We start from the raw sequence: 13,007 nt of genomic DNA, 5'->3' as shown, positions 1-13,007 counted from the left end.
AAGTGATGGTAAAAGAAAGGAAGTACTGCTATGTTTATTGATTTGAAAGGTTCGCCGTATGAGATGGGCAAGACCCATGGGGAACTGATGAGAGACCAGATTATTGAAAATGTGGCGATTGTAAGAAATGTGGTGGAAAATGTCAAACACATGGAAATGTCCGCCTACATGAAACATGTCTATCGCAATATGGATTTTGTTAAAAAAGATCGCCCTGACACTGCAGAAGAGCTCCAGGGAATTGCTGATGGTGCGGGACTCCCTCTGGATGATATCTATCTGCTGAATGTGCAGCTGTTTATTCAGGCACAGTTACTCAGCGATGAGTGTATGACAATGATCGCGCGGGCACCGGCCACCCTGGATGGGAAGACTTACATGATTAAGACCCGAGATATTTTTACTCATATGCGTCACGTGGTGACCCGCCGTCACTACCCCAGTGGTGTGGAGGTGTGTGAGGTCAACCCCGTGGGAGCAGTCCTTTGGCCGGGAAATGGCTTTAACAGCTATGGATTAATGGTAGCCACAACTGGCGCCGCTACAGCAAATATGCCTGAGATGGATTTGTCGGTGGCTAACCGAGGCCATGTGACAGTGAATCCCAACTATGTGCTCCAGAGCTGTAAAAATGTGAGTGATGTTATTGATTACATTAAATATAAACATGGTCCCCGGATCTTTCGGGTGAACTTCTTTGCAGTGGACCACGAGCGTGCTGTGTGCATTGAAATGTCTGAGGACAAGTTGGTCATCTGCGAAGCGGATTCAGATGGACTGTTGTTCCGTAGCAATTATTGGCGCAGTGAGGAGTTAAGTGCATTCCGTCCCATTCGAAAGGAGAATCCCAACAATTACGGGCGGTATGAGGCGGCAGAAGCATTCTTGCGGCCGCGAGTGGGAAAGATTCGGTTCCAGGATATGCTACAGATTGCCCAACATCATGACCGAGATGGCCGGGAGGGCTCTAGCATTTGTCGCCATGGTACAGATGGTACGGCAGTATCGACGTACTCCAGCATAATTATTTTGGAAGATCGGGATATGTTCACCGCTCTACATAATCCGTGTGAAGCACTGATTCGTTGCGAATCTAAGTAAAGATAGGAGTGGAAAGTATGTATATCGAGGTAGAAGGCTCTGCTTATGATCAGGGAAAGGCGTACGGATTAAAGGCAAAGGAGCTGATCGCGAAAAATATTGAAGTCGTGAAATATATTGTCACGGATCAAAAGAATATGGATCTTGATTTTTATCGGACTTTTGTAAAAAAGAATGCCGATTTTATTGAGAAAGATCGCCCTGATACTGCGGAGGAGATGCATGGCCTGGCTGATGGATCTGGGATCCCATACGAGGATATTTTGCTGATGAATGTACAGCTCTTCCTGCATGCGGATTTACTTACCAGCGACTGTAGTGTGGTGGTGGCTCACGGCCCCGCCACTTTGGATGGGAAGACATATATGGGTAAAAACCGTGACATCAGTTATCCTATGGATCATGTGGTGATGCGGCGAAAGTACGACAGCGGTGTTATTGTCAGTGAAGTAAATCCTGCTGGAGCAGTGGTTTGGCCGGGAAGTGGGATCAACAGTGCTGGACTATCTGTAGCGACCAGTGGTGTGGTTTCACCTGTAGTAAAACAGGATCTGCGCCCTGCCGCATACTCCCATGTAACAGTCAACCCAAACTATGTGCTTCAGGCCTGCGAAACGGTAGAAGATGTCATTAAGTTCATCAAATATGAGACTTCACATGTATTTCATGTTAATTTCATCGCGGCGGACGAAAAACGCTGTGTTTGCATTGAACTGACTAAAAATGATATGGAGATTGTGGAGTCCATTGACGGCATGCTCATTCGTAGCAATCACTACCATCATCCCGCTATGCTACGATACAATCCAACGAGAAAGGAGTACCTTTCCACTTACAATCGCTATCGCCGAGCCATGTCTTATCTGTGGGGCAGGCATGGGGAAATCCGTTTCCAGGATATCCTCAGAATTATGTCCGACCATGTAGGTGATGGAGATGGTTCCCTCTGTCGGCATGGGTTACCTCATAAGGATGGTACCAAAGATGGATTTACTGCCTATGGTAGTATAGCTGTGGTGGAAGACCGTCAGCTTTGGACTGCCCTGGGATCTCCATGTCAGGCCATGGTTTATACAGGGCTGAACGGTAGCTGTGAGTCGGATCATGCCCCCATGATCAATGTGACTTGACCAGGAGTGCCTCCACCTGCTGTACGAGCATAGCTACTAAGGGATGACAGCCTATAGACGGATAAATACAGTATTCTGGGGTGGTATCCGAAGTCTGTGGGAGTATACCGCCATCTCTGTGATGGAGAGGAGTATAGTTCATGGAAAATATCTGGAACGCCTACACGAAGCAGGTGTCGTTCCGGTAGTAGTATAGACCGGGTTGAAGATGCCGTTCCTACCGCGAAGGCACTGTTAGCTAGTGGAATTGATGTCATGGAAATTACGTTCCGCCCTGCCGCCGCCCCTGCCGCCATCCGCGCATAAGGAGGCATTGCTATGCGCAAGAATTTTGGAGGCAAGCCCTGGACTTATCCCCAGCCGGTCTTTATCCTGGCGGCTTACGATGAAAACGGTACCTCCGATGCCATGAACGCGGTCTGGGGCGGCATCAGCGAGGATAAGGAGCTGAGCATGTGTATCAGCGAAGGCCATAAAACCACCGCCAACATCCTGGTCCGCAAGGCCTTCACCGTGAGCATGGCCACGGCGGAGCAGATGGCGGCCTGCGACTATGTGGGCATTGAGTCCGGCAACCAGGTGGCGGGCAAGGTGGCAAAGGCCGGATGGCACACCACTAAATCGGAGTTTGTGGATGCTCCTCTCATCGATGAGCTTCCCATGGCAGTGAAGTGCCGCCTGGTGAGCTATGACCCGGAGAGCTGCCGTCTGGTGGGCGAGATCGTCAATGTGAGCGCCGACGAGTCCGTACTGGACGAGAACGGCAAGATCGACCCGGACAAGCTGCGGCCCATTACCTTTGACCCATCCATAACGCATACCGGGTGCTGGGCGAGAAGGTGGGCAACGCCTTCCAGGACGGCGCAAAGCTGAAATAAAGACTGGGTTTTATTCCAAGCATAGATGCGGGACGGAGGTACAGACTCCGTCCCGCATCTGTTTTGACGGTTCACCGCCGCACCGTCTTCTGCCGCTTGCGGAAATCCTCCTCAATGGCGTCTTTCCAGTGTTCATCCAGAGGGACGCTGCACCGGACGGCTGCCACGGCCTGGCCCACCACCTCGTAGTTGAGGCGGGTGCCTTCGCTGTCGCAGTGGTAGTTCACCGCCCGGTCGGGGGCAATGCCAAGGTTGCCCGCCGTCTCTACCGCGTCGATGTTGGCCCCCAGGAAGAGAAACTCCCAGCCATACTTTTCCTTCTGTCGCTGGATCATCTCCTTTACTCGCCGAGCGGAGTAGCGGCGGCTGGCATTCTCCATGCCGTCGGTGGTGATAACAAAAAGAGTGTGTTCTGGCACATCCTCGGGGCGGGCGTATTTGTGGATGTTCCCGATGTGGTGAATGGCCCCGCCGATGGTGTCGCCCTCCAACCTCTGCATGGAGCCGCTACGGTCCAGGATGAACACCAGTTCCGTCAAATTTTTCTTCATAAAAAATCCCCCTATGCTGTGTTGTTTGGTTTACAAGCACAGTATAAGGGAATTTTGATTTGCACGGGTCGCCTGGTAGGCGACAAAACTTCTCACCATCAGAGCCTGCTCAGGAGCCTCCAGATAACGAGCAGGCCAAGTACAGCAATCACAGCCACAAAACGGTATTGCTTTCCTTTTACACCGTGATAGATTTCCAGGATCCAGCTGATAAATTGCAGAACTACGCTTACAAAAACAAACAGCAGTCCCAATGGCGCCCCAAATTGAAAAAAGGGATTGGGATATGCCGCTCCGGATACTATAACACCCAGCAATACAGCCAGCCCCAAAGCAGCCGATAGAATCGAAAACTTGTTTATCGTATGTTTGTTCACATTTATCCTCCCAGCAGGCTCTGGTTAAAGGCGAAGAGAGCCTCGTTGATATCAAAAATGTTATAGTTCCGGTGGGCAATAAAATACTCTACGATGATATCGAACTTGCTGGCATGAGAGAAGGCGAAACCTGCTTTCCCCAGCATCTCTCGGGCTTCCTCCAGCGGCAGTTCCAGGGCAATGGCAAAGGCCATGGCAGTGGGCTTGGAGGGCTTATAGTGGACATCCGAGCGGATCTTGGAAAACAGCTTGCGGTCGATGTTGGCCTTTTTGTAACACTGGGCATCGGTCATACCACATTCGTCGATCTTCCGCAACAGCATCTGAGAAAAGCTCTCATCCAGTTTGCTGAGGGCCTCATCCAAACCGGAGGGCGCCATAGCACAGGGGGCAGGCATGCATTCCGATTCCTCTATGGGCATGGAAACCATAGCCATCCGGCGGCGTTAGGTCTGTCGGCTGTCGGTGTGGGCATCCACATAGCGGTCATCGATGTAGGCGGCAATGTCGGCAAAGAACTTTCCGCCGATGATATAGGCGGTCCGGTCGAAGATGACCAGATACACCGTCATGTCGTGGGCCAGCAGGAAATCCCCGATGGTATCCACCGCCACCTTCAGGGCCTGATCCTTAGGATAGCCATACACCCCGGAGGAGATCAGGGGGAACGCCACGGTTGCACACTGATAGGCCAGAGCCACTTCCTGAGAGGAGCGGTAGGCAGAGACCAGCAGTTCCCGCTCCCTGTGGCTGCCGCCCCGCCAGATGGGACCCACGGTGTGGATGACAGACTTTGGGAGCATATCCCGCCCATCCATGAGGGAAAAAGCCCAACCCCACAACCCGCTGGGACACTACCAGAAGCGGGAGCTATTTCCACAAAGCCGCTGGTCAAAAAACGACCAAGACCACATGAAAGACCACAGATAAAACAATTCCATATCCGGGTGTAGCGCAGTTGGTAGCGCGCTTGCTTTGGGAACTTTTATGCAACAGAAACGAGCATATTCCAAAAGATTATCAAAAGCCCCCTCAAAACCCAAATACTGTGCATAACTGTCCAATAAAAGTTATAATTATTTATAGCTTAATAACTATTCTGCTCTCAAGTGACCACATTTGAATTTGCATAATTGTTGCAGTAAACAAGGCGTTTGATTAAAAATCAGAACAAAGGCCTTGTTTTGTACTTCAATTTCAATTTTAGCGCCTTAAAAATAAATTTAAAGGTATTCAAATTCCAAATTCAGAGGGGACCCTCCTGGCTATGGATTAGGTTTTGCGGCTAGGGCTATGCCCAGGTATCCATCGTTTCCACAACGGGCTGATCCGGAATCTGGACGGCAGCGTAGGCGGCACGCGCCCTGGCTTTGCGGACCTTTTGCTCTACCGAGGTTTCCAGGTCCAGTTCGGTGTGCTCTGTCTCCAGGGCGTCACGCTCCGGTTCTGCCTGGTCGGACACCTCCGGCTCGGGGGCAGGGACATCCAACGCGTCCTCGTTTGCTTGAAGTTCCTCGGATTGGGTGGGCAGCTCATCAAATTCACCGCTGGCTATAAATTCTCTGGTACTCTCTGCCACCCGGTCAACCCGATTTTTTTCCGCCATGGCGATCTCCAGCTTTTTGGAGAGCGGGATATGGGGGTCGTGTTCTACGGACTGTACACGGGCAAGAGAGGCATTGATCCGGCCTATCTGTAGCTGCTGCGCCTCTTCCTGAGTCTTGCAGCGGCGCAGTGCCTCCTCATAGGCTTTCTGCTCACGTTCTTGGTTTACCAGTTCCCGATAGGCCTCCGGGTCATGTTCCTGAAGATAATCCCGCTCTTTCTGGGTCAGTTTGCCTCCTACGTCCAACTTCTGGTGGATTTTGCGCAGAGTATCGTCTCCGTGATTCCCTGGAGCAGTTTCCTGCGTCTGGCGTTGAGAATCGCCCAGCCATTCCTCCAGTGTGGTACCCTTGGCATGGTATTGCCCTGTCTGCTGTTTGAGCGACCATTGGCTCTGAAGTTTCAGGTTTTTAATGTAGCTGTTCAGGTTTTGAATGGACATGAAATCCACTGTGACTGCCTCCTTTCCTGACTGCGTACCGAGCGCTCACCGGCTTTTCCAGAAATCTTCATCTATTTGTGCAAGAATAACCCCTTTATTATTGTTATCGGCATTATTTTGAAAAAATTTATAACTGGTTTTAGGAAAATAACCTAATCAGTGAAAGATACATGACACAACGGGGTATGACGGTACAGCGGCCCCTCTTGCGATGGTGTTCCCGGATGGGCGGGTAGTTTTATCTCATCTGGTCTCTCAGCTCCGGCGTTTTTTGGCCTGGAAGGTGGTCACGGTACACTCTGGCCGGGGCATAGCTGTATCCTCCTGTACATCCGTCTGTGCGGTGCCCCGGTCGATCTGCGCCGCCGCTTTACCGCATCTCATCCTTGACCCCTTGCCCTGCAATCTTCTATAATAATATCTACTGAATAAACTGCGATTGTGGAGGTATCTATGGACTACATCACCGTACGCCAGGCAGCGGAGAAGTGGAACATTTCCCTCCGTCTGGCCCAAAAATTCTGTACCGAGGGGCGCATTCCGGGTGCCCGGAAATTTGGCTCTACCTGGGCCATCCCTGCCGATGCGGACAGGCCGGGGGATTTGCGCCGAACAAAAAAGGAGCCGGCAGCCGCTCCACCGGTTCAGGCCCAGTCCTTTTCCATGATGCCCTTAATGAACACCTCGTTCATGCCGGGACAGTGCCGGGAGACGGTGGAGGCTATGGAAGATGGTCCTCAAAAGGACATGGCCTGGGCCGAATACTACTATTTCAGCGCTCAGGCGGAGCGGGCCGCCCAGGCGGCTGAGCTTTACCTCACCAGCCGGGATCTGGGCCTGCGGCTGTCTGCCTGCTGGATCTATGGCTACGCTAACCTCACCACCGGGCAGATCCGAAAGGCCCGCCATGCCCTGGAGACCGTGCAGCGTACTCTGACGGAGGGGGAGAACCTGTCTCCCAATCTCCGGGCGGCGGTGTCCTTTGTGGCCGCCGGAGCAGCCGTACTGCTCCATCTGCCTCTGCCGGAGGGCCTGCCCTCCACACGGGAGTTCCTGCCCCTGCTGCCTCCGGGTCTGCGGGCCTTTGCCCTGTATGTCCAGGCCCACTACCTCTATTTGCAGGAGGACTACGCCAAAAGTGCAGGCGTGGCGGAGGCCGCTCTCGCCATGGGGGCGGAGGCATACCCCATCCCTGCCATCTACCTCCACCTGGTGGCGGTGATGGACGATATGCGCCTTCGGCAGCTGCCCCAGGCTCAGGATCATCTGCTGGCCGCCTGGGCGCTGGCCCGGCCCGATGACCTTATTGAGGGCTTTGGAGAACACCACGGCCTCATGGGCGGGATGTTGGAGTCGGCGTTCAAGGAAAACTGGCCGGAGGACCTGCGGCGGATATTGGATGTGACCTACCGCTTCTCCTGGGGCTGGCGGCGCATCCATAATCCAGATACGGGGCATGATGTGGCGGACAACCTGACCACCACGGAATTTGCCGTGGCCATGCTCACCGCTCAGGGGTGGACCGGGCGGGAGATCGCTGCCCACATGAACATCTCCCCCAATACGGTAAAACGGCATTTAGCGGAGATCAAGAAAAAACTGGAAATCGCTAGCCGGAACGAATTGAAACAATATATGCTCCGGTAACCCCGTTTGCCGGCCTACTATGCGCGATCGCACATAGTAGAATGCAACAAAAAACGGTGGGATATGCCACAGAGTTGGTATATCCCGCCTATTTTTTTGCCAGATAGACCGTTTTAGGGCCACACCTGTTCGTAAAAATGAGCCATTTCAGGGGCCAAAAGGGAGAATGGCGGGGGCAGATTTTTTGTGGTAAAGTAATACATAAGAATAAAGCAGATGGCCGTACCCGAAAGAAGGAGGATATAACATGCGAACACGATTTTTAAGTCTGCTGTGCGTTTTGGCCCTGTGCTTCACCCTGCTGCCCGCCACGGCGGGAGCTGCGGGAGCTGGACCAGACTGGACCTATGATCCAGAGGCACAGACGCTGACCAGCGGCGATAACACCGTCACCCTGTACAATGTGACCGCCGGTGGCAGCAGCGGCACCGAACTGACCATTGGGAAGAATGGCAGCAACTCCTCAGGCCCAATGTTCAACGGCAGCACCCTGGACCTGTCCGGCACCATCACAGGCACCGACGGCACACACCAATATACCATCACCTCCATTGGGGACTCTGCCTTTTACAGATGCGAGTCCCTTACCTCCATCACCCTGCCCGAGGGCGTGACCTTCATCGGGGAATACGCCTTTTCCGGATGCGCGTCCCTCACCTCTGTGGACCTGTCCCGCTGCACAAATCTGACCTCCATTGGGGGATACGCCTTTTCCCACTGCAATGCCCTCACCTCCATCGCCCTGCCAGAGAGCGTGACCTCCATTGGGGAATGCGCCTTTCAGAATTGCAAGGAGCTCACCTCCATGAGTCTGCTGTCGAAGACTCCGCCCACTCTGGGACGCTATGCGCTGAAGTTCTTCGTTCGAGAACAGGACGGCACCTACCCGTCTTTTAACCTACCAAAGCTCACGATCCTGGTGCCGCTGGGAAGCGTGGAGGCGTACCAGGCTGCCAGCGGCTGGAGCGACTACACCGGCAAGATCCAAGCAATCCCCGGAACCGCAGCCATAGCATGTTCCCCCAGTTCCCTCACCATGACGGTGGGGGACACCCCCTCGGCCATCACGGTCACCCTTACTAACACTGACATGGTAGAGCTGACAAACCTCGCTGCCGCCCTGACCGGGAGCGGCGCAAACGCCTTTACCCTTGACACTTTATCCGTACCATCTCTGGCGGCAGGGACAAGCACCACCTTCCTCCTGCCCCCCCACGTCGGTCTGGCGGTGGGGACCTACCCGGTAACGGTCTAGGTGACGAGCGAGAACCTGACAGCTCCGGTCACGGCTTCCTTCACTCTGACGGTAACGGAGCCCTATGTGTCCCCTGAGGACAACAGCGACCCCAGCTATTCCGTTTCCCTGCCCGGCAAGGTGACCGGCGGCACGGTCACGGTGAAGAAGTCCTATGCGGAGGAGGACGAGACCTTCCGTTTCACCGTTACCCCCGATGAGGGTTACGAGCTGGCCTCCCTCGCCGTCACCGACAGCCGGGGCCGGGAGCTTGATCTGAAATATGAGGGCAGTGGCGAGTACAGCTTTAAAATGCCAGACAGACAGGTGGAGATTGAAGTTTCTTTCCGAGCGGTTGTTGTAGGGCCGGAGCCTTTGCCCTTTACGGATGTGGCTGATAATGCCTGGTATGCCGAGGCGGTGCGCTATGTCTATGAACACGGCCTGATGGCTGGCACCAGTGCCACCGCGTTCCGTCCCGACGCGACCACCAGCCGCTCCATGATCGCCGCCATCCTCTGGCGCATGGCGGGCAGCCCCGTGGTCAACTACGCTATGAACTTCTCCGATGTGCCCCAGGACCAGTGGTATTCCGAGGCTGTCCGCTGGGCTACCAGCGAGGGTATTGTGGGCGGCTACGGCAACGGTACCTTCGGCACTGACGACCCCATCACACGGGAGCAGTTTGCCGCGATGCTGTATCGCTTTGCCCAGGAGCAGGGCTATGATGTAAGCGTAGGTGAGAACACCAATATTTTGTCCTACACGGATGTGGCGGACCTGAGCGAGTATGCTATCCCCGCCATGCAGTGGGCTGTGGGGAGCGGGATTCTCACCGGCAACGCTTCCACCCTCACCCCCCAGGGCCAGGCCACCCGCGCCCAGGCGGCGGTGATGCTCATGCGGTTCTGCGAGAAATATGTGAACGGGTAAACTTAGAAAAAAGCCGGCACGCGTCAATCGCGTGCCGGCAACATATTGGACAGCTTACCATGCGTAAGCTTCGGGAGCCTGACCACCAGGGCCAGGGAAAATCCGATCCAGTTCCACTAGTACGTCATCGGGTAGCTTGATTTCGGCAGCATGAAGTGCGGATTCAAACTGCTTGGTGGTTCTGGGGCCGATGATCGGAGCGGTTACATATGGATTGCAGAGAAGCCAAGCCAAGGCCACGTCGGCTTCCGTTTCACCCAGGTCGGCGCAAAGCTTGCTGTAATCAGCTAACTGCTTCTTCTGAAATTCGGTCAGGCCGGCCGCAAACTCATCAGCGCCGCGGCTGTTGGCTTGATTTTTCAGCATGGTGCCGCTGAGATATCCGCCATGTAAGGGGCTCCAGGGCAGAAAAGCGATTCCCAAATCCTTTGCTGCAGGAAGGACTTCCAGCTCGGGCAGACGGTTAACAAGATTATATTTGTCTTGTTCACTGACCAGACCCAGGAAATGTCTCTTCTGGGCCTCATACTGAGCAGCTACCAGATGGCGGGCGGCAAAGTTGCAGGAGCCGGTATAAGTAATTTTGCCCTGATAGGTCAGGCGCTCAAAGGCGGCCCAAATTTCCTCCCAAGGAGCATGGCGCTCAATGTGGTGCATCTGATAGATGTCGATGTGATCTATCTGAAGGCGCTTCAAAGAGCCCTCGATGTGCCGCCGAATCTTGTACGCGGAGTTGCCGTCGCCGTTGGGACCTTCGCAAGGATCCTTCATGTTGCAGTAGACCTTGGTGGCCAAAATCACACGCTCCCTGCGCTGCCCGCCCTGCGCAAACCAACGCCCCAAAATTTCCTCGGTCCAGCCGGTGTGATTATTTTCGTGGGAACCATGCAGAGTTCCGTAGATGTTGGCGGTATCAACATAGTTGATGCCGGCATCCAATGCCATGTCGAGAATTCGGAAGGCATCTTTCTCTTCTGTTCTAGGACCAAAGTTCATAGTCCCCAAGCACAGACGGCTGACTTTCAAACCACTTCGGCCAAGATAGGTGTAATCCATGTTAGAACTTCCTCCTCCAAATTTTGGGTGTATTGCCTCCAAGGTGCCCTGAATGCCCTGCTTATTGGTGATTGCATCGAAAAGAAATGGAAAAAGCGATCCTGTTTCGATTGCCGAAATTTCAATTTATAGAAATGCAAAGTAATCCCATGATCAATGATAACGGTTGCTCTGCAAAGAAAACGAAGGATGTTGCACGGCAATGACACGGGACGCGGTCATTTGCCGTTTCATCAACGCCGAGGGCGGCTGTTTAAACACCTTTCCGGGGCAGTTGCATTTTAGTTCCGAACTAAGAACATATCGATTCCTCAGCCGCGGCGAATCCGCTCCCGAATTTCCTCAGGTGTGTCCAGCATAAGCACATCTGACGCCAGCTTTTCCGCCTGCGGAAGACTCAAAGAACGTATTACATCCTTGACCTGGCAAATGGAAGAAGCGCTCATTGAGAATTCATCCAGCCCCAATCCCAGCAAAACGGCTGCTGCTCCGGCATCGCCTGCCATTTCACCGCACATCCCGGTCCACTTTCCTGCAGCATGGGATGCGTCAATCACATGCTTAATCAGGCGAAGTACAGCCGGCTGAAGCGGTTCATACAAATAGGAGATTCTCTCATTCATACGGTCTACAGCTACGGTATACTGGATCAAATCATTGGTTCCAATGCTGAAAAAGTCCACATACTTAATCAGCAGATCCGCAGCTACAGCAGCTGCTGGAATTTCAACCATGATTCCAACCTCGATATGCTCATGAAACGGAACGTTCTCCGCCCGCAACTCATCCTTAGCCTGGCTCAAAACAGCATTGGCCTGCTGAATCTCTCTTACATTGGAAATCATGGGATACATAATACGGATCTTGCCGTAGTGACTGGCACGCAAAATTGCTCGAAGCTGCGTTTTGAACAACTCGGGCCGCTCGAGGCACAGCCGGATTGCTCTGCAGCCCAGAAATGGATTTTCTTCCGGAACCATTTTTAGGTAAGGCAGGTTTTTATCACCACCAATATCCAGTGTACGGATGGTGACCGGACGGGGAAACATATCCTCCACCGCAGCTTTATAAGCTTTGAACTGTTCTTCCTCTGTCGGCATGGTATCCCGGTTCATGTAAAGGAATTCACTCCTGAACAAGCCCACTCCCTCGGCACCGTTTGCCAGCGCTGCTTCTACGTCGGCCGGCGTACCAATATTTGCAAACAACTCAACCTTGCGTGCCTGATCTTTTGTTTCCGCGGGAAGATCTTTCAAAGCGTGTATCTGCTCGCGGTAGTTTTTATACTCCTGACGGGCAGCCTCATACTGTTCAATCAGCAGTTGATCCGGATTTAGAATCACTTCACCCTTGCAGCCATCTACAATAATCGTATCACCGTCAGACACCTGGCCGGAAAAATCTCTTAGTCCAACAACGGCGGGCAGCTCCAAAGAGCGTGCCATAATAGCAGTGTGTGAGGTTCTGCCCCCCATGTCAGTGACCAAAGCCAGCACATGATCACGGTCAAGCTGCGCGGTATCGGTGGGGGTCAAATCGTGTGTAACCACAACAACCGGCCGACCAATATTGGAAAGTGTCCGAATCGGAATATTCAGAACATTTTTAACGATCCTTTCTGTAACATCCCGTACATCAGCCGCTCTTTCCCGCATATACTCGTCATCAACGTGATCAAAAGCGGCCTGGAGCATCTGACCGACCTGGGAAACTGCCCACTCTGCCTTCACCTTTTCGGTACAGATCATGTTTTCGACTTCACTGATAAACGCCACATCTTCCAAAATCATCAAATGCGCGTCCATGATCCCGGCTTTCTCCAGTCCAAGGTTTTGCTCAATTTGCTGCTGCAATGCAAGCAGCTGCACTTTTGATTTCGCTATGGCATCCTTTACACGCTCTAGCTGTTCTGCAACCTCTTCATCGGAAATCGGTTCCAGTTGAAGATGAATGGCCGTTTGTTCAAATAAGTAGACCGTTCCAATGACGATTCCTGGTGACACCGCAATTCCTTTGGGCATAATAGACACCTCTATTCTACTGGGAACTGATA

Annotated in this window: 11 protein-coding genes and 2 pseudogenes; 6 read left to right on the top strand and 7 right to left on the bottom strand. The window is 53.1% G+C overall.

All coding sequences use genetic code 11. The features are described from left to right. Window positions 1-30: 30 nt before the first annotated feature. From ACTQ3R_RS04800 to ACTQ3R_RS04790, 3 genes and pseudogenes are all read left to right on the top strand, one after another. A complete protein-coding gene (locus tag ACTQ3R_RS04800; RefSeq protein ID WP_441778204.1) occupies window positions 31-1,101 on the top strand; it encodes a C45 family autoproteolytic acyltransferase/hydolase in 1,071 nt (356 codons plus the stop codon). A 17-nt stretch (window positions 1,102-1,118) separates the two neighbouring features. Continuing rightward, window positions 1,119-2,231, top strand: a complete 1,113-nt coding sequence (locus tag ACTQ3R_RS04795; protein WP_441778203.1) for a C45 family autoproteolytic acyltransferase/hydolase — start codon at window positions 1,119-1,121, stop codon at window positions 2,229-2,231. 318 nt (window positions 2,232-2,549) lie between these two features. Continuing rightward, a pseudogene (locus tag ACTQ3R_RS04790) lies at window positions 2,550-3,109 on the top strand (flavin reductase family protein). Between the two features lie 71 nt (window positions 3,110-3,180). On the opposite strand, the gene ACTQ3R_RS04785 reads toward ACTQ3R_RS04790, so the two are convergent. The 5 genes and pseudogenes from ACTQ3R_RS04785 to ACTQ3R_RS04765 form a co-directional block, all read right to left on the bottom strand. Continuing rightward, window positions 3,181-3,660: a hypothetical protein gene (locus tag ACTQ3R_RS04785; RefSeq protein WP_441778202.1), complete on the bottom strand. Its 480-nt coding sequence runs from the start codon at window positions 3,658-3,660 to the stop codon at window positions 3,181-3,183. A gap of 98 nt (window positions 3,661-3,758) precedes the next feature. Then, window positions 3,759-4,037, bottom strand: coding sequence for a hypothetical protein (locus ACTQ3R_RS04780; RefSeq protein WP_441778201.1), 279 nt, complete (start codon window positions 4,035-4,037; stop codon window positions 3,759-3,761). A gap of 2 nt (window positions 4,038-4,039) precedes the next feature. Next, window positions 4,040-4,855, bottom strand: a pseudogene (locus ACTQ3R_RS04775) (macro domain-containing protein). A gap of 473 nt (window positions 4,856-5,328) precedes the next feature. Next, window positions 5,329-6,093: a hypothetical protein gene (locus ACTQ3R_RS04770; protein ID WP_441778200.1), complete on the bottom strand. Its 765-nt coding sequence runs from the start codon at window positions 6,091-6,093 to the stop codon at window positions 5,329-5,331. Between the two features lie 246 nt (window positions 6,094-6,339). After that, entirely contained in the window at window positions 6,340-6,468 is a 129-nt protein-coding gene (locus ACTQ3R_RS04765; RefSeq protein WP_441778199.1) for a hypothetical protein, read from the bottom strand. 69 nt (window positions 6,469-6,537) lie between these two features. On the opposite strand from ACTQ3R_RS04765, the gene ACTQ3R_RS04760 reads away from it, so the two are divergent. The 3 genes from ACTQ3R_RS04760 (at window position 6,538) to ACTQ3R_RS04750 (ending at window position 9,898) form a co-directional block, all read left to right on the top strand. Beyond that, a complete protein-coding gene (locus ACTQ3R_RS04760) occupies window positions 6,538-7,731 on the top strand; it encodes a helix-turn-helix transcriptional regulator (protein WP_441778198.1) in 1,194 nt (397 codons plus the stop codon). Between the two features lie 247 nt (window positions 7,732-7,978). Next, window positions 7,979-8,986 carry a leucine-rich repeat protein gene (locus ACTQ3R_RS04755; protein WP_441778197.1) on the top strand — a complete coding sequence of 336 codons (1,008 nt, stop codon included), beginning with the start codon at window positions 7,979-7,981 and terminating at the stop codon, window positions 8,984-8,986. After that, complete coding sequence (locus ACTQ3R_RS04750; RefSeq protein ID WP_441778196.1) at window positions 8,987-9,898, top strand: S-layer homology domain-containing protein; 912 nt, start codon at window positions 8,987-8,989, stop codon at window positions 9,896-9,898. It begins immediately after the preceding gene. 54 nt (window positions 9,899-9,952) lie between these two features. On the opposite strand, the gene ACTQ3R_RS04745 is transcribed toward ACTQ3R_RS04750, so the two are convergent. Together ACTQ3R_RS04745 and ptsP are read right to left on the bottom strand one after the other, a co-directional pair. Beyond that, window positions 9,953-10,954 (bottom strand): aldo/keto reductase, encoded by a 1,002-nt coding sequence (locus tag ACTQ3R_RS04745; RefSeq protein WP_441778195.1) that lies wholly within the window; start codon window positions 10,952-10,954, stop codon window positions 9,953-9,955. A gap of 311 nt (window positions 10,955-11,265) precedes the next feature. Continuing rightward, the gene (ptsP, locus tag ACTQ3R_RS04740) at window positions 11,266-12,975 is read right to left on the bottom strand and encodes a phosphoenolpyruvate--protein phosphotransferase (RefSeq protein WP_441778194.1); all 1,710 of its coding nucleotides are present in this window, start codon (window positions 12,973-12,975) and stop codon (window positions 11,266-11,268) included. Between the last annotated feature and the right edge of the window lie 32 nt (window positions 12,976-13,007).

Origin of the sequence: Lawsonibacter sp. LCP25S3_E2 (genome assembly GCF_052117285.1) — a bacterium.
GTDB lineage: Bacteria > Bacillota > Clostridia > Oscillospirales > Oscillospiraceae > Lawsonibacter.
This window is presented reverse-complemented; position numbering and strand designations above follow the sequence as displayed.

What these genes read in the sequence shown, in the direction of transcription:
- ACTQ3R_RS04800 (WP_441778204.1), top strand. Translation starts at nt 31, where the DNA reads ATGTTTATTGATTTGAAAGGTTCGCCGTATGAGATGGGCAAGACCCAT.
- ACTQ3R_RS04795 (WP_441778203.1), top strand. Translation starts at nt 1,119, where the DNA reads ATGTATATCGAGGTAGAAGGCTCTGCTTATGATCAGGGAAAGGCGTAC.
- ACTQ3R_RS04785 (WP_441778202.1), bottom strand. Translation starts at nt 3,660, where the DNA reads ATGAAGAAAAATTTGACGGAACTGGTGTTCATCCTGGACCGTAGCGGC.
- ACTQ3R_RS04765 (WP_441778199.1), bottom strand. Translation starts at nt 6,468, where the DNA reads ATGAGATGCGGTAAAGCGGCGGCGCAGATCGACCGGGGCACCGCACAG.
- ACTQ3R_RS04760 (WP_441778198.1), top strand. Translation starts at nt 6,538, where the DNA reads ATGGACTACATCACCGTACGCCAGGCAGCGGAGAAGTGGAACATTTCC.
- ACTQ3R_RS04755 (WP_441778197.1), top strand. Translation starts at nt 7,979, where the DNA reads ATGCGAACACGATTTTTAAGTCTGCTGTGCGTTTTGGCCCTGTGCTTC.
- ACTQ3R_RS04745 (WP_441778195.1), bottom strand. Translation starts at nt 10,954, where the DNA reads ATGGATTACACCTATCTTGGCCGAAGTGGTTTGAAAGTCAGCCGTCTG.
- ptsP (WP_441778194.1), bottom strand. Translation starts at nt 12,975, where the DNA reads ATGCCCAAAGGAATTGCGGTGTCACCAGGAATCGTCATTGGAACGGTC.